This window comes from Halomonas profundus, from assembly GCF_020865425.1.
Classification (GTDB): domain Bacteria; phylum Pseudomonadota; class Gammaproteobacteria; order Pseudomonadales; family Halomonadaceae; genus Vreelandella; species Vreelandella titanicae.
The window spans coordinates 487,072-502,934 of sequence record NZ_CP086344.1; the positions used below are offsets into that span (position 1 = coordinate 487,072).

Consider the following 15,863-nt stretch of genomic DNA (forward strand, 5'->3'; position numbering starts at 1 on the left):
CTGAAGCACTTAGCCACTTGAGTACTTAGCCGAGCTTGTCGTAATCGCCCTCGCGGTAGCCGACTAAGATAGTGGAGTCGTCTACTTCGAGCAGCGGCCGCTTCAGCAGTGTGGGGTATTTCATCAGTAGCTGGCGGGCCGAGTTGGCGTCGTAATCTTTTTCCTCATCGGAAAGTTCGCGCCAGGTTTTGCTGCGTTTGTTAATGACTTCCACAAGCGGCACGCGATGTAAAATGTGTTCTAGTAGCGCAGCAGATAGACCATCTTTGCGCAGATCGTGGGTTTTATACAGCAGCGCTTTCTCATCCAAGGCTTTACGCGCTTTGCGGCAGGTATCGCAGTTATCGATGATATACAGCGTCAGCATACGACCTCCTGAGAATGTTGAACCAGAGAATGTGGAATAAGTTAACCGCGCTCGATGAGATGGCGAATTCGTTGGGCGGCTTCAAGGGTGGGCGCTAGCTCAGCCACCAGCGCTAGGCGCAAACGCCCTGCGCCGGGGTTAACGCCATTTTCACCCCTGCGTCCCATTAGGCTGCCGGGCAGTACGCTAACGTGCTGTTCGGCAAACAGCCTCTGCGTGAAGGCGATATCGTCGCCACCGGGCACCGCAGGCCATAGGTAAAAGCTAGCTTGTGGCGCGGGAAAATCCATGACTGGGGCAAGCACCTGGGTGACCGCGCTAAATTTTTCGCGGTAGGCGTCGCGGTTGGCGCGTACGTGCTGCTCATCCTGCCAGGCGGCGATAGAGGCGTGCTGCAACGGCAGCGACATGGCACAGCCATGGTAAGTGCGGTAGCGCTTAAACGGTGTGAGCAGTGCCGCATCCCCCGCCACAAAGCCCGAGCGCAGGCCCGGCAAGTTGGAGCGCTTGGAGAGCGAGTGAAACACCACGCAGCGCCGGTAATCATCACGGCCCAGCTCGGCGCAGGCTTGCAGCAACCCTGGTGGTGGGGCTGTTTCGTCAAGGTAGAGCTCCGAGTAACACTCGTCCGAGGCGATAATAAAGTCGTGTTCGTCGGCGAGGGCAATCAGCTGCTTAAATTCATCAAGGGACGTGACCGCGCCGGTGGGGTTGCCCGGCGAGCAGATAAAGACGATTTGCACGTCGCGCCACGTCGCGGCGGGCACGGCGTTAACGTCAGGTCGAAAATTGTTCTCAGCGGTACAGTCTAAATAGAGCGGCTCACCGCCTGCCAGCAGCGTCGCACCTTCGTAGATTTGATAAAACGGATTGGGCACCGCGACTTTCGCCGGGCGGGTGCGATCCAGCGCCGCCTGCACAAAGGCAAAAATGGCTTCCCGAGTGCCGTTAACGGGCACCACGTGCCGTTCGCTGTCGAGTTCGCGCAGTTGAAAGCGTTGGCTTGCCCAGTTGGCGATGGTTTGGCGGAGCGCTGGCAGGCCATTGGTCGCGGGATAACGGGCCATTTCCAGCTGGTGCGCCACCAGCGCTTCAAGCGCCGCAGGAAAGGGCGCGTGCTGGGGTTCGCCAATGGTCAGCGGAATATGCGCCAAGTCAGCTGGGGGCGTTAATGCGGCCTTCAGCGCGGCCAGCTTTTCAAACGGGTAAGGATGCAGGGCGTCGAGGTCGGCGTTCATGATGTGTCCGTTGATGGCTGGCGGCGTAAACCGTCGATTATAGGCAAGGCCCGGTGCAGGCTCAAACCTAACGAGGGTGTGATTTTGCAATGAATACTTTTACAGACACTCGATAGACGGGAGCGAGGGTAGGTTGGAGCGAGGGTCTTTCGCCATGGCCGGAAAAAATTCCTGACAATTCCGGCATTTCCGCCATCCCTGGCGGTCAGATGGCGAAAGTAGCGCCCCTGGAGGGGTTCACAGCGTCCTCGCGGAAACCTACCCTCGCCTCCAGGCTTGGCACTACAATCTCTGCATCAGCCTCGGGGTTCGGTGAATTATCTTTTAAACGCCCAACACTTCAATCAGACGTTCGCGCAGCTGCTGCTGGCGCTCGGGGTCAGTCAGCGGTTCGCCTGCCTTGGTGGTGATGAAAAAGACGTCCTCTACCCGCTCGCCCAGGGTGGCGATTTTTGCCGCCGAAAGCGAGATATCCTGCTCCATAAAAATCCGTCCCACCCGGGCCAGCAGGCCGGGGCGGTCGGGAGCCGTTAGCTCCAGCAGCGTGCGCTCATTGGCCGGATCCTGCTCAATCAGCACCTCCGTGGGTACCTTGAAATGCTTGAGCTGGCGCGGCGTGTGGCGGGTGACGATATCCGGGTAGTCATCAGGGTCATCAAGCTCTTCCACCAGGTGTCGGCGCATCTCTTCGATGTGGCCTGGGTCACGTATAGGCTGACCATGGCTGTCGAGCACGATAAAGGTGTTGAGCGTCCAATCGTTGTGGGAGGTCGCAATGCGCGCATCGTGAATCGACAGGCCCAACTGCTCCATGGCAGCGGCGGTGGCAGCGAAAAGGTCGTCCACCGAACGGGTGTGGATAAACACTTTGGTGCCGCCTTCGGACATGTCCGCAGTAGGCGCGCTGATCAGCACCAGCGGCAGCGGCGACTGGTTGTGATTGAGAATGCCCTGGGTCTGCCAAACGATTTCGCTGGGGGCGTACTGCAGGAAGTAGTCTTCCCCTAGCGATTCCCAAAGATGATCGATTTGCTCACGATTAACGCCGATGGTTTGCAGCAAAGAGCGTGCTTCGGTGCGCGTTTCCCGCACCCAGTCGTCGCGGTCGGGCGGATTATTCAGGCCGCGGCGCAGGGCACGCTTGGTTTCGGCGTACAGCTGGCGTAGCAGCGACGCCCGCCAGCCGTTCCACAGTGTGGGGTTGGTGGCATTGATGTCGGCCACGGTGAGCACGTAAAGGTAGTCCAGGCGCGTTTCGTTACGCACGATCAAGGCAAAATCACGAATCACATCGGGGTCGCTGATATCGCGCTTTTGCGCCGTCATCGACATCAATAGATGGTGCTCAACCAGCCAACTGACCAGGTTCGTGTCGTGGGGCGAGACGTGGTGGCGCTGACAAAAATGCTCAACGTCCCGGGCGCCGATTTCCGAGTGGTCGCCGCCGCGGCCCTTGCCAATGTCGTGAAACAGCCCGGCGATCCACAACAGGTCGAGCTTGGGCAACTGCTGCATCAATGCCACCGCCACTGGAAAGTCACCCTTCGCTTCCGGTTTGCGAAAATTGTGCAGAAATTTGAGCAGCAGCAGGGTGTGGGCATCGACCGTGTAAATGTGGAAAAGGTCGTGCTGCATCAGCCCTATGGCGCGGCCAAATTCGGGCAGGTATTTGCCCAGAATCCCGTAGCGGTTCATGCGCCGCAACTGGCGGGGCACATTGCCGGGGGCGCGCAGAATAGCCATAAAGAGCCGCTGGTGGCGCGGGTCTTCCCGGTAGTGGTCGTCAATCTGGTGGCGATGATCGCGAATTAGTCGGATGGTATCGGCACGCACTCCTTCGATTTCGGGGTGCTTGGCCATCAGTAGGAATAGCTCCAGCATCGCCGCGGGGCGTTCACGGAAAAGTGTCCGCGAGCGAACCTGGATATAGCCGCCTTTGGTCTCGAAGCGCTCGTTGAGTTTGACGGTTTCCAGCGCTTCTTTGCCGCGCAGGATGACCTCGTCAAAGTGCTGCAGCAGCATATCGTTGAGTCCCGCCAGCGCGGTGACGTGCCGGTAATAGCGCTTCATGAACTGCTCAACCGCCAGACGTTCCGGCGTATCGCGAAAGCCAAACATTTCGGCGATGGTGCGCTGGTGGTCAAACAGCAGGCGGTCTTCGGCGCGGTCGGTAAGCATATGCAGGGCATAGCGCACCTGCCACAAGAACGCCTGCCCCTGGCTTAAAATGCGCAGTTCGGCGTCGTTCATAAAGCCGTTGGCGACGATATCGGTGTACTGTTCGGTACCGAAGTGGCGCTTGGCCACCCAGCCGATCATCTGGATGTCGCGCAGCCCGCCGGGGGAGCTTTTGAGGTTCGGTTCTAAGTGGTACTCGGAGTTGTTGTAGCGGTAGTGGCGCGAAATCTGCTCCTGCCACTTGGCTTCAAAAAAGCGATCGGCGGGCCAAATATGCTCGGCGCTGAGGCGTTCGCGCATCGCTTCGCGCAGGCTTTCTGGCCCCGCAATCAGGCGAGATTCGAGCAGGTTGGTAATCACCGTGACATCCGCTTCGGCTTCCCGCTCGCAGTCGCTAAGCGAGCGAACGCTATGACCAATTTCCAGGCCAATATCCCACAAGAAGGTGATAAAGGCGGTCAGCGGTTCACGATAGGCGGTGTCATCGTCCTGCTCCAATAGCAGCAGCAGATCGATATCCGAGTGGGGGTGTAGCTCACCACGGCCATAACCGCCTACCGCCACCAGCGCAATTCCATCATCGGGCCACTCGTGCTGCGCCCAGGCAATCGCCAGCAGCTGATCCAGGTACCAGGCGCGGCCGCGCACAAGGTCGCGAATGTCTGCACCGGCGCGAAACTGGTCGTCCAGGCGCGCTTGTAGCTCGCGCAGCGCGGCCTTGAAGGGAGCAACTGGCGAGCGAGATCCGGCAAGCTCAGTGCGGAAAAGATCCAGGTCGTAAAGCGTGGTGTCCGGCTCAAACCGGTGGTGGTGTAGTAGCATCAGTTGGGTAGAAAACTGAAGTCTTCATCGCCACGCGCGGTCAGTACTTCTACACCGCCCTCGGTCACCAGCAGCGTATGTTCCCACTGCGCTGAAAGGCTGCGATCTTTGGTAACGGCGGTCCAGCCATCGCGTAGCACCTTGGTTTTATACCCGCCGACGTTAATCATCGGCTCGATGGTAAAGCACATGCCTGCGGCGAGCTTAATGTCGGCATCCGGTGCGTAGCCGTCGTAGTGTAAAAACTGCGGCTCTTCGTGGAATTCGGCGCCGATGCCGTGGCCGCAGAAGTCGCGCACGACGGAGTAGCCGTTGCTTTCGGCATGTTTTTGAATCACGCGGGCAAGCTCTGAGAGACGCACGCCTGGCTTCACCAGCTCGATGCTTTTATACAGGCACTCCTGAGTAATGCGACACAGCCGTTCGCCCTGAATCGTCTCTCCCACTACGAACATCACGCTGGAGTCGCCGTGATAGCCGTCGGTGGTCTTAACGGTGATATCCAGGTTCATGATATCGCCATTTTTGAGCTTCTTGGCGTCGTCGGGGATGCCGTGGCACACCACATGGTTGATCGACGTGCAGGTCGCCTTGGGAAAACCATGGTAGTTCAGCGGTGCAGGGGTCGAGCCCAGCTCGTTAACAATATACTCATGGCAGAGACGGTCAATTTCCCCCGTGCTAATGCCTGCCTGGATATGGGGGGTGATCATTTCAATCACGCTAGCCGCTTGGCGCCCGGCTTCGCGCATGTGTTCGATTTCAGAAGGCGTCTTGATAGGAACGTTCATGAATGCTCGATATGAATGCAGAATGGAAAATTGAATGGCGCAATTTAAGACCGTCAAACGGGGTGCGACTTCATCTTGGCAATGATCTATGGTATAAAGCCGCGCGCTTTCCTGCAATCGTGATTCCGAGCTTCTTGGCTGGGAAGTACGCAGTAGGGCAGGGCGATGAATCCGCAGCGTGCTCGACTTACGGGCGCAATGCTTACTATCAAGCCTTAAAAACACACATGCACCGGCACATGGTCCCGGGTGCCGCTGGCAGCGTCTAACGTGGTCAACGGTCGGATCCATGGGGTGCGTGGAGGCCTAACCCGAGTTTTAGGAGTTCTACCATGTCTCACGTTAATATGCGTGACCTGCTTAAAGCAGGTGCTCACTTCGGCCACCAGACCAAGTACTGGAACCCGAAGATGAGCAAATTTATCTTCGGCGCGCGCAACAAGATTCACATCATCAACCTTGAGCACACCCTTCCGGCGCTGAACGAAGCGATCGATGTGGTCGAGAAGATGGCGGCATCCAACAACAAAATTTTGTTTGTTGGCACCAAGCGCAGCGCTAGCAAGGTAATTAAAGAAGAAGCTAACCGTGCTGGTCAGCCTTTCGTCAACCATCGCTGGTTGGGCGGCATGTTGACTAACTTCAAGACCATCCGTCAGTCCATTAAGCGTCTGCGTGATCTTGAAACCATGCGCGAAGACGGCACGTTCGAGAAGCTGACCAAGAAAGAAGTCTTGATGGCGACTCGCGAGCAGGACAAACTTGAGCGTTCTATCGGCGGTATCAAGAACATGGGCGGCCTACCGGACGCACTGTTCGTGATCGACGTTGACCACGAGCGCATCGCGATCAACGAAGCCAACAAGCTGGGCATCCCGGTTATCGGCGTGGTGGATACTAACTCCAACCCCGATGGCGTTGACTACGTAATTCCCGGCAACGATGACTCTATCCGCGCTATCCAGATCTACGTAAAAGCGATTGCGGATGCGTGTGGCCGTGCCAAAGAAGCCAACGCTCAAGAGTTTGTTGAAGTGACCGAAGAGGCCGCTGCAGCTGAAGACAACACTGCCGCTGAGTAATCGCAGCAGTGGGTGCGGTGAGCAGGTGTGCCGCATCAAGATAAAGGGGGCTTTGCCCCCTTTTTCCCGCTACAGATGAACTGTCTGAGCGGACGAATTTGCCGGCACTCAATACCGGCCCCGTAATACAGAGAGACATAGGGCAGCGTGATACATGATGGTCATTTATCATGCCTATACTCTGTGTTGCGTCTAACTCTCATAGAACCATTTCAGAGGTGAATTCTCATGGCAGCTATCAGCGCCTCTCAGGTCAAGGAACTTCGCGAACGTACCGGTCTCGGCATGATGGAGTGTAAAAAAGCACTCACCGAAGCCGACGGTGATATCGAAGTTGCGATTGAAAACCTGCGCAAAAGCTCCGGCCTAAAAGCAGCGAAGAAAGCCGATCGTATCGCCGCAGAAGGTGTAGTGGTTACGCGTGTAGCGGAAGACGGCAGCTACGGCGTAATGGTTGAAATCAACTCCGAGACTGACTTTGTTGCTCGTGATGACAACTTCATCGCGTTTGCTGACAAAATCGCCGGTGCTTTCTTCACCGCGAAAAGCGAAGATGTTGCCGCCGTTATGGCTGGCGAACTGGAAACTGCCCGCGAGCAGTTGGTTCAGAAAATCGGTGAGAATATCGGTGTGCGTCGTGCCATCGTAGTGAACGCTGTTGACGGTGGTCTGGTAGGCGAGTACGTCCACGGTGGCCGCATTGGCGTTCTGACCGTGCTAACAGGCGGCAATTCGCAAGTCGCGAAAGACGTTGCAATGCACGTGGCGGCGATCAACCCTGCGGTTGCGCATCCTGCCGATATGCCCCAAGAGCAGTTGGATCAGGAAAAAGCGATTATTCTGGCGCAGCCGGATATGGCCGGTAAGCCGGAGCAGATCGCAGAGAAAATGGTTCAGGGCCGCTTGAAAAAGTACTTGGCAGAAAACAGCCTGACCGAGCAGCCGTTTGTTAAAGACCCGAACCAGACTGTGGCTGAGTACGTGAAAGCCGCAGGCGGCGAAGTGGTAAGCTTCACACGCTTTGAAGTTGGTGAAGGTATCGAGAAAGAAGAAGTCGACTTCGCTAAAGAAGTTATGGAACAGGCTGGCCGTCGCTGAGGTCAGAGGTTTCAGAAAAAAGATGGCGTGCGCGTGAGCGCACGCCTTCGCGTATCCGGCCCCTGTATAACCGGTGTTAGTTAGCCGACCCTGATAACGGGTTTATACAGCGGGGCTGCCCCGCCTGCCTGTTTACAGGTCTGCCTCAGGAGAGATGCCATGTCGCGTGATGTTCAAGAACCTACCCCCCATGTAGCACCCAGCAAGGCTGAGGGTTCGAAGTCAAAATACAAACGTATTTTGCTCAAGCTTTCTGGCGAAGCGCTGATGGGTGAACACGATTTTGGTATTGACCCTAAAGTGCTTGACCGGATGGCGTTGGAGATCGGCCAGCTCGTCGGTATTGGGGTACAGGTAGGCATCGTGATTGGCGGTGGTAACTTGTTTCGCGGTGCGGCGCTCAATGAGGCTGGCATGGATCGCGTCACCGGTGACCATATGGGCATGCTGGCGACCGTAATGAATGCGCTGGCAATGCGTGATGCGCTAGAGCGCTCCAATATCCGCTCGCGCGTGATGTCGGCTATCCCAATGAGCGGCGTTGTAGAGCACTACGACCGTCGCACGGCCATTCGCTACTTAACCTCCGGGGACGTAGTGCTGTTCTCTGCAGGCACAGGCAACCCCTTCTTCACCACCGATTCTGCAGCTTGTTTGCGCGGCATTGAGGTGGACGCCGACGTAGTGATCAAGGCGACCAAAGTCGATGGCGTCTACAATAAAGACCCGGTAAAACATCCGGATGCGGTGAAGTACGACCAGCTCTCTTACGACGACGCCCTGGATCAAAAATTGGGCGTTATGGATTTGACCGCTATCTGCCTGGTACGTGACCATAATATGCCGGTGCGGGTATTTGATATGAATAAGCCTGGCGCCCTACTGAATATGGTCGTAGGGGGCAAGGAAGGCACGCTGATATACAGAGGGTAATGACGTGATCAACGATATTAAGAAAGATGCCGATTCGCGCATGCAAAAAAGCGTTGAGGCGCTGCATAGCAACTTCAATAAAATTCGTACCGGTCGTGCTCACCCGAGCATTTTAGACGCCGTTACCGTGGACTATTACGGCAGCCAGGTACCGCTTAGCCAAGTGGCATCGGTCAACGTTGAGGACGCTCGCACGCTGACGATTGCGCCGTGGGAGCAGGGCATGGTGCAGAAGATCGAAAAGGCCATCATGACCTCTGATCTTGGCTTGAACCCGGCCAGTGCAGGCAACGTGATCCGTGTGCCAATGCCGATGCTCACCGAAGAGACCCGCAAAGGTTATATCAAGCAGGCGCGTAGCGAAGCTGAAAACGCTCGCGTTGCCGTGCGTAACGTACGTCGTGATGCTAACGGTGATTTCAAGTCGTTGTTAAAAGATAAAGAGATTACCGAAGACGATCAGCGTGAAGGCGAAGATGCGATTCAAAAGCTGACCGACAAGTATATTGCTGAGATCGATAAAGCGCTGACTGCAAAAGAGCAGGATCTCATGCAGGTATAAACCTGTGCTTTATTCAGCCGCGGGCAGCTTTGGCTGCCCGTTTTGCCACACTCTGGCTGGTTTTTTTATGACTGACCTTTGGTGCGAGAATCCATGACGTCACCGCAGCTTCCTGAAAAACAGCCGGACGACGCCAGCGCGTCTTCTCTGGCCGGGGAGGCCCCGCCGTCTCACGTTGCCATCATTATGGATGGCAATAACCGCTGGGCGCGCGCGCGCGGGCTTTCGGGGGTGCGTGGGCACCGGGCTGGGGTGGAAACCGTTCGTGCGGTGATTCAGCGAGCCGCCGAGCGCGAGGTGCAAACCCTCAGCCTGTTTGCTTTCTCCAGCGAAAACTGGAAGCGTCCGGCCGCAGAGGTCAACGCCTTGATGGAGCTGTTTTTGATGGCGCTTAAGCGTGAAGTCAAAAAGCTCAATGAGCGTAATGTGCGCCTCTCGATCATTGGCGAACAGCGGGGTTTTTCCCACGCCATCCAAAAGCATATTCAGCGTGCTGAAGCGTTAACCGCGGACAATACAGGGATGCATCTGGTGATTGCCGCCAACTATGGGGGGCAGTGGGATATCGCACGGGCGGCGCGCACCTTAGCCGAGCAGGTGGCGGCTGGGGAGTTATCGCCTGAGCAAATCGATGAAGCGTGCTTCGACACTGCAATGGGGACTGATGACGTGCCGCCGGTGGATCTGTGTATACGTACCAGTGGTGAGCAGCGGCTATCCAACTTTATGCTTTGGCAGTTGGCCTATGCTGAGCTGCACTTTTCCCCGCTGCTATGGCCCGATTTCGGTGCGGATGCGTTTGATGCGGCATTAAACGACTTCTGCCAGCGCCGTCGTCGCTTTGGCATGACGGACGAACAAATAGAGGCGCAGGGTGCTTAAACAGCGGATTATCACCGCAGCCTGGCTAGCACCCCTGGTGCTGGCTGGCCTGTTTGGTTTAGACGGCGGCGCTTTTGCGCTATTTACGGCGTTGATGGTGCTACTCGCCACTTGGGAGTGGGCCAATCTGGCGGGCGTTACCCGTACGGCACAGCGTGCTCAGCTAGTGGCCGTGATGGCGGTGTTGATGCTGGTCATGTGGCTGGCCGGAGCCGCCACCTCAATATGGCCGCTTTGGTTCTCTGCTGCCGGTTGGCTGGTGAATCTCTACTGGGTAACCCGCTACCCTGCGGCGGGTGAGCAGTGGCAGTCCACCGTGCGGCGCCTGGCGATGGGCCTGTGGGTGCTATTGCCCTGCTGGGTGGGCTTTAACGTTCTGCGTGACATCGGTATGGCTTGGCTGCTGTTTGTGCTGCTGCTGGTTTGGTGCGCGGATATCGGCGCCTACTTTGTGGGGCGACACTGGGGCAAGCGCAAATTGGCTCCCCACGTGAGCCCTGGCAAATCATGGGAGGGCGTATACGGCGGCTTAGCGGCGACCACTATTCTGGCTATTCTCTTTGCGCTGTGGTTGCCGCTGGGCCTGGTGGGTGGAATTACCCTGATACTGATCACCGCCGTGGTCACTTTGGCCTCTGTGCTAGGGGATCTACTGGAAAGCATGCTCAAGCGCCATCGTAATATCAAAGATTCGAGCCAGTTGCTGCCCGGCCATGGCGGTGTGCTGGATCGCATTGATAGCCTCACCGCGGCGATACCGCTGTTTGCACTGTTCTATGTGGAAGTACTGGTTGAGGTGTTTGCTCGGGTGCCGCCGCTATGAGCCAACTCGCTAATAGGCAACGTGTGACCGTGCTTGGCTCGACAGGCTCTGTGGGCACTAGCACGCTGGATGTGATTAGTCGCCACCCAGACCGCTATTGCGTGCATGCCCTGACCGCGCACACCTCAAAAGAGGCTCTGCTAGCGCAGTGCTTGGCGCATCGCCCTGCGGTCGCCGTGTTGGATAATGAGGCCGATGCCGCTTGGCTGCGCCAAGAGCTTAAGCGGGCTGGGCAGTCAACTGACGTGAGCGCAGGCCCAGAGGCGCTGTGCGATGTTGCCCGGGACGCCAGCGTCGACTGCGTAATGGCGGCCATTGTCGGCTCGGCGGGCTTACTGCCTGCCCTAGCCGCTGCGGAAGCAGGCAAGCGCGTGTTACTGGCCAATAAGGAGGCGCTGGTGATGAGCGGCGCGCTGTTTATGGAGGCCGTTTCCCGCTCTGGCGCAACATTACTACCGATTGATTCCGAACATAATGCCATTTACCAGTGTCTACCTGCGGAGCACCGCGGCGGACTTGCCAAGCACGGCGTTCGTCAACTGCTGCTAACGGCCTCTGGCGGGCCGTTTCGTACCTGGAGCCAGGCGGAAATCAATAATGTCACTCCCGAACAGGCCTGCGCTCACCCGAACTGGTCAATGGGACGTAAAATATCGGTGGATAGCGCCACACTGATGAATAAAGGGCTAGAGCTTATTGAAGCCTGCTGGCTGTTTGATGCCACGCCCGAACAAATCCAGGTGGTGGTGCACCCTCAAAGCGTGATTCACTCCATGGCGGCGTATCAAGATGGTTCGGTGATTGCACAGTTGGGTAATCCTGATATGCGCATCCCCATCGCCTACGGGCTAGCGTGGCCGGAGCGCATTGATGCCGGGGTTGAGACACTGGATCTTTTTCAGGTGGCGCGGCTTGATTTTGAAGCCCCCGATGAAACTCGCTTCCCCTGTTTAGGGCTTGCCCGTGAAGCGATGCGGCAAGGTGGCATGGCACCCGTTGTGCTCAACGCTGCCAATGAGGTTGCAGTTGAAGCATTCCTACAGCGTCGAATCGGCTTTACAGCCATTGGGCAACTGGTCGCCGACGTCTTGTCGCGCCCCTATCAAGGCCGTGTTGATAGCCTTGATAGCGTATTAGCAACGGATCAGTGGGCGCGACAGCAGGCGCTGGAACTGGTAACAAAATGATACGCTTAAGCATTCGCTGGGCTGGTCGTTAGAGCGGGGCATTAAGGAGTTCAGTGTGGGCCTTATACAGAATATTTTAGCGGTCATTGTGGTGTTGGGCCTGTTAGTGACCTTCCACGAGTTTGGCCATTTTTGGGTGGCGAGGCGCTGTGGGGTCAAAGTGCTACGGTTTTCTGTAGGCTTTGGTAAGCCGCTATGGTCGCGGGTTGACCGCCACGGCACCGAGTTCGCGATAGCCGCCATTCCGCTGGGTGGCTATGTCAAAATGCTCGATGAGCGTGAGGCGCCGGTTCCGGAAGAGCAGCTTGATCAGGCATTTAACCGCAAAACCGTGTGGCAGCGCATTGCGATTGTGGCGGCAGGGCCAATCGCCAACTTCTTGTTAGCGATTGTGGCTTACTGGGCACTGTTCGTGGCGGGTACCACGGTGGTGTCGCCAATGGTAGGTAGCGTTGCGCCTGACTCGCCCGCCGCCGAAGCCGGACTTGCCAATGGCGATGAAATTGTCGCCATTCAGGGCGATGAGATGCGCTCTTGGGAAGATGTTAACCTCAAACTGGTATCGATTATTGGTTTCAGCGGTGAGCTGGATATAGACGCCCGCCCCGAAGGCGCGAGCGACCCTCAACGTTTTGGCTTATCGGTGACTGATTATTTGGTTCGCCAAGATCCGCCACAGCCGCTGCAATCGCTGGGTATTACTCCTTGGCAGCCGGAATTTCCGGCCGTTTTAGGCCAAGTAGTGAGCGGAGAGGCCGCCGAGCAAGCAGGCCTTGAGGCGGGCGATAGGATGGTGGCGATTAATGGCGAACCAGTGGATGATTGGATGCACTTCGTTAATATGGTGCGAGGTAATCCAGGTGAAACGCTGCAGCTCACCTATGAACGTAATGGCGAGCAGTCGAGTGTTGATTTAACCCCCGGGCGTAACCGCTTGGACACTGGGGTTGAAATTGGTTATATCGGTGCAGGCGCCGAGCAGGTCGAGTGGCCAGCAGCGTTTCAGCGTGAAATCCGTTACGGCCCTATCGAAGCGGTAGGCCAGGCTGTTTCGCGCACTGGAGAGATGACGCTCTTAACCTTAGATGCCATACGCAAAATGTTTGTCGGGCTTATCTCGCCTTCCAATTTGTCCGGGCCAATCACCATTGCACAGATCTCTGGTGATTCGGCCCGTGCAGGGATGGAAGCGTTTATTGGCTTTCTAGCGTATCTTTCTATCAGCCTTGGGGTACTAAACTTACTACCTATCCCGGTGCTCGATGGTGGCCACTTGCTCTATTATTTTATGGAGGTCGTGCGTGGACGGCCAGTATCCGAAAGAACCCAAGCCGTAGGACTGCGCATTGGGCTTGCCATGGTCGGCACCCTGATGTTGATGGCCCTCTATTTTGATCTGATGCGCCTGTGGTAATGACGCGTGTAGCGCGCAGGATGCCTTGTCATCTGCCTGCACAAATGTATATGGTGCCTTTCTGGAATGATAGGCAGACCAACGCGAGCGAATTGACTGCATGAAAATCAAGACCCTTGGAATGGCGGCACTCTTGCTGGCAGGCGCCAGCGGCGCCCAAGCACAATCCTTTGATGTTTCAGACATTCGAGTGGAAGGACTGCAGCGGGTATCCGCCGCCTCGGTCTTCAATGCATTTCCGGTGAGTGCCAATGAGCGCGTCAGCGAAGAGCAATTAGCTGCTGCTGCCCGTGACTTATTTGCCACAGGGCTATTTGACGATGTCTCCCTGGCACGCGAAGGCGATGTACTGGTTATTCAGGTCGTCGAGCGTCCGACTATTGCGCGGCTACAGATCAGCGGCAACGATCAGATCTCCGAAGAGGACTTGCGCAATGGTTTGCGTGAATCGGGGCTCTCGGAAGGTCAGGTACTGGAGCTCTCTACGCTGGAAGAGATACAGCGCGAGCTGGAAGGCGTCTACCAGTCTCAAGGTCGCTACAGCGCCAGCATCGATACCGAAGTGGAAGAGGTTGATGAGGGCCGGGTACAGGTCAATATCAATATCAACGAAGGCGAAGTGGCCAAGATTCGCCAAATCAATATCGTTGGTAACGAAGCCTTTGATGATGAAACGCTGCGTGGCGTGTTTGAGTTAAATGATCGGCCAGGACGCTTTTTCGGCTGGTTCTCTAGCGACGAGTACTCCCGTGAAGCGCTTTCCGGTGATATTGAGCGGCTGCGCTCGTTCTACCTAGATCGTGGCTACGTCAACTTCGATGTCACCTCGACTCAGGTGTCGATTGGTCCGGAAAAATCCGAAATCTTTATTACACTAAACGTCGATGAAGGCGCCCAGTACCGGGTAGGTGATATTCGTTTCGCGGGTGATCTACAGATCAGCGAAAACGAAGCTCGCCAGTTACTCACCGTTAAAGAGGGAGAGATTTTCTCCCGCGGCGATGTGAATGCCTCCACCGAAGCCCTGCGCCAGCGTTTGGGTGCCGAAGGCTTCGCCTTTGCTGATATTCAAGGCGTGCCTGAAATGGCAGGGGACGGTGAAACGGTCGATCTGGTGATTGCTGTCAATCCCGGTGAACGCGCCTACGTGCGTCGTATCGAGTTCTACGGTAATACGACTACTCAGGATGAAGTACTGCGGCGTGAAATGATTCAGTTGGAGGGCGCACCCGCTTCCACCGAAGCCATTACACAATCGCGTCAGCGCCTTGAACGCCTGGGCTTTTTTAGCCAAGTAGAAGTGGATACCCAGCCTGTACCTGGTGAGCCGGATTTACTCGACGTTACTTATAATGTCGAAGAGCAGCCCTCGGGGTCGGTCTCTGCCAGCGTTGGTTTCTCCCAGAGTGCCGGGGTTATTTACGGTGTCGGCTTGTCACAAAATAACTTCTTGGGTACGGGTAACCGGGTCAATGTAGGGGCTCAGCGCAGCGACACCTTTACCAGTGTGAACTTTGGCTTCACTGATCCCTACTGGACGTTGGATGGCATTTCTCGCGGCTACAATGTTTTTTACCGCGAAACAGATTACGCCGATTCGGATATTTCGACGTTCTCGACGGATGCCTATGGTGCCGGTATCAACTTTGGTTACCCCGTAAGCGAACTGTCGCGTCTTAACTTCGGTGCCAGCGTTGAAGACCTAACGGTGAAAACCTACTTCGACACGGCCTCAGAAATTCGTCGCTATGTGGAAGATCAGGGCGAAGATGCGCAAAGCCTGAAGCTGACCGCTAGTTGGACACGCAACAATCTCAACCGCGGTATTATGCCGACCGATGGCAACTATCAGCGACTGTCGCTGGAAACCGGCGTGCCGGGCAGTGATTCGGAGTACTACAAGCTGCGCGCCCGTGCTCAACAGCTCTTCCCGATTAACGATGACGAGTCCTGGGCGTTCAAATTTACCGGCAATGTCGGCTATGCCGATACGCTGGGCGGCAACGATCCCTTCCCCTTCTATGAAAACTTCTACGCGGGTGGTCTTGGCTCGGTGCGTGGCTTCACGTCGAATACGCTTGGGCAGCGCACCACGCCAGCAACCGAAGGCGGCCGTGACCGCACGCTGGGCGGTAACGTTTCAGTAGAAGGTAGCGCCGAGATCATTTTCCCGCTGCCCTTTGTTGAAGATCAGCGCGCGCTGCAAACATCGCTATTCTTGGATGGCGGTAATACCTTCCTGACCTCTTGCTACGATGTGCTTGCAGAAGACGCAGGGCGTCAGCAGTGTAACTCCGGCGTTGATCTAGGCGATTTGCGCTACAGCGCCGGTATTGGCCTCTCTTGGCTGACACCGGTAGGCCCGCTGACCTTTAGCATTGCTGAGCCATTGAACGATAAGAGCGGTGACGACACTCAGTTCTTCCAGTTCTCATTAGGACAAACGTTCTAAAGGGCAAACGTTCTAATTTTGCTAGACCGCGTGC

General features: G+C 56.4%; 14 protein-coding genes. 10 read left to right on the top strand and 4 right to left on the bottom strand.

Translation table 11 applies throughout. The features are described from left to right. Positions 1-25: 25 nt before the first annotated feature. From LMS44_RS02345 to map, 4 genes are all read right to left on the bottom strand, one after another. Positions 26-367 carry a Spx/MgsR family RNA polymerase-binding regulatory protein gene (locus tag LMS44_RS02345; protein WP_022520197.1) on the bottom strand — a complete coding sequence of 114 codons (342 nt, stop codon included), beginning with the start codon at positions 365-367 and terminating at the stop codon, positions 26-28. A 41-nt stretch (positions 368-408) separates the two neighbouring features. Further along, positions 409-1,605 carry a succinyldiaminopimelate transaminase gene (gene dapC, locus LMS44_RS02350; protein WP_159175995.1) on the bottom strand — a complete coding sequence of 399 codons (1,197 nt, stop codon included), beginning with the start codon at positions 1,603-1,605 and terminating at the stop codon, positions 409-411. Between the two features lie 324 nt (positions 1,606-1,929). Then, a complete protein-coding gene (locus LMS44_RS02355) occupies positions 1,930-4,605 on the bottom strand; it encodes a [protein-PII] uridylyltransferase (protein WP_022520195.1) in 2,676 nt (891 codons plus the stop codon). Then, positions 4,605-5,396 carry a type I methionyl aminopeptidase gene (gene map, locus LMS44_RS02360; RefSeq protein ID WP_138800398.1) on the bottom strand — a complete coding sequence of 264 codons (792 nt, stop codon included), beginning with the start codon at positions 5,394-5,396 and terminating at the stop codon, positions 4,605-4,607. Before map ends, LMS44_RS02355 begins: the two co-directional genes overlap by 1 nt. A gap of 2 nt (positions 5,397-5,398) precedes the next feature. Between map and LMS44_RS02365 the strand changes: the two genes are divergently transcribed. The 10 genes from LMS44_RS02365 (at position 5,399) to bamA (ending at position 15,829) form a co-directional block, all read left to right on the top strand. Next, entirely contained in the window at positions 5,399-5,665 is a 267-nt protein-coding gene (locus LMS44_RS02365) for a hypothetical protein (RefSeq protein ID WP_138800399.1), read from the top strand. 63 nt (positions 5,666-5,728) lie between these two features. Further along, complete coding sequence (rpsB, locus tag LMS44_RS02370) at positions 5,729-6,478, top strand: 30S ribosomal protein S2 (protein WP_009288627.1); 750 nt, start codon at positions 5,729-5,731, stop codon at positions 6,476-6,478. Positions 6,479-6,706: 228 nt separating this feature from the next. Beyond that, positions 6,707-7,576: a translation elongation factor Ts gene (gene tsf / locus LMS44_RS02375; RefSeq protein ID WP_009288628.1), complete on the top strand. Its 870-nt coding sequence runs from the start codon at positions 6,707-6,709 to the stop codon at positions 7,574-7,576. 159 nt (positions 7,577-7,735) lie between these two features. Beyond that, on the top strand, positions 7,736-8,509 hold the full coding sequence (gene pyrH / locus LMS44_RS02380; protein ID WP_007111718.1) for a UMP kinase: 774 nt from the start codon (positions 7,736-7,738) through the stop codon (positions 8,507-8,509). 4 nt (positions 8,510-8,513) lie between these two features. Then, positions 8,514-9,071 (top strand): ribosome recycling factor, encoded by a 558-nt coding sequence (frr, locus tag LMS44_RS02385; RefSeq protein WP_009288629.1) that lies wholly within the window; start codon positions 8,514-8,516, stop codon positions 9,069-9,071. Between the two features lie 93 nt (positions 9,072-9,164). Then, positions 9,165-9,953: a polyprenyl diphosphate synthase gene (gene uppS / locus LMS44_RS02390; protein ID WP_022520193.1), complete on the top strand. Its 789-nt coding sequence runs from the start codon at positions 9,165-9,167 to the stop codon at positions 9,951-9,953. Next, positions 9,946-10,776, top strand: a complete 831-nt coding sequence (locus tag LMS44_RS02395) for a phosphatidate cytidylyltransferase (protein WP_009288631.1) — start codon at positions 9,946-9,948, stop codon at positions 10,774-10,776. Before uppS ends, LMS44_RS02395 begins: the two co-directional genes overlap by 8 nt. Next, positions 10,773-11,963 carry a 1-deoxy-D-xylulose-5-phosphate reductoisomerase gene (ispC, locus tag LMS44_RS02400; protein WP_022520192.1) on the top strand — a complete coding sequence of 397 codons (1,191 nt, stop codon included), beginning with the start codon at positions 10,773-10,775 and terminating at the stop codon, positions 11,961-11,963. The genes LMS44_RS02395 and ispC overlap by 4 nt, the downstream gene beginning before the upstream one ends. A gap of 55 nt (positions 11,964-12,018) precedes the next feature. Next, positions 12,019-13,377 carry an RIP metalloprotease RseP gene (rseP, locus tag LMS44_RS02405; protein ID WP_022520191.1) on the top strand — a complete coding sequence of 453 codons (1,359 nt, stop codon included), beginning with the start codon at positions 12,019-12,021 and terminating at the stop codon, positions 13,375-13,377. 100 nt (positions 13,378-13,477) lie between these two features. Continuing rightward, positions 13,478-15,829 carry an outer membrane protein assembly factor BamA gene (gene bamA, locus LMS44_RS02410; RefSeq protein WP_022520190.1) on the top strand — a complete coding sequence of 784 codons (2,352 nt, stop codon included), beginning with the start codon at positions 13,478-13,480 and terminating at the stop codon, positions 15,827-15,829. Positions 15,830-15,863: the final 34 nt, after the last annotated feature.

What these genes read in the sequence shown, in the direction of transcription:
- uppS (WP_022520193.1), top strand. Translation starts at nt 9,165, where the DNA reads ATGACGTCACCGCAGCTTCCTGAAAAACAGCCGGACGACGCCAGCGCG.
- pyrH (WP_007111718.1), top strand. Translation starts at nt 7,736, where the DNA reads ATGTCGCGTGATGTTCAAGAACCTACCCCCCATGTAGCACCCAGCAAG.
- LMS44_RS02355 (WP_022520195.1), bottom strand. Translation starts at nt 4,605, where the DNA reads ATGCTACTACACCACCACCGGTTTGAGCCGGACACCACGCTTTACGAC.
- tsf (WP_009288628.1), top strand. Translation starts at nt 6,707, where the DNA reads ATGGCAGCTATCAGCGCCTCTCAGGTCAAGGAACTTCGCGAACGTACC.
- LMS44_RS02345 (WP_022520197.1), bottom strand. Translation starts at nt 367, where the DNA reads ATGCTGACGCTGTATATCATCGATAACTGCGATACCTGCCGCAAAGCG.
- rpsB (WP_009288627.1), top strand. Translation starts at nt 5,729, where the DNA reads ATGTCTCACGTTAATATGCGTGACCTGCTTAAAGCAGGTGCTCACTTC.
- bamA (WP_022520190.1), top strand. Translation starts at nt 13,478, where the DNA reads ATGAAAATCAAGACCCTTGGAATGGCGGCACTCTTGCTGGCAGGCGCC.
- ispC (WP_022520192.1), top strand. Translation starts at nt 10,773, where the DNA reads ATGAGCCAACTCGCTAATAGGCAACGTGTGACCGTGCTTGGCTCGACA.
- map (WP_138800398.1), bottom strand. Translation starts at nt 5,396, where the DNA reads ATGAACGTTCCTATCAAGACGCCTTCTGAAATCGAACACATGCGCGAA.
- LMS44_RS02365 (WP_138800399.1), top strand. Translation starts at nt 5,399, where the DNA reads ATGCTCGATATGAATGCAGAATGGAAAATTGAATGGCGCAATTTAAGA.
- dapC (WP_159175995.1), bottom strand. Translation starts at nt 1,605, where the DNA reads ATGAACGCCGACCTCGACGCCCTGCATCCTTACCCGTTTGAAAAGCTG.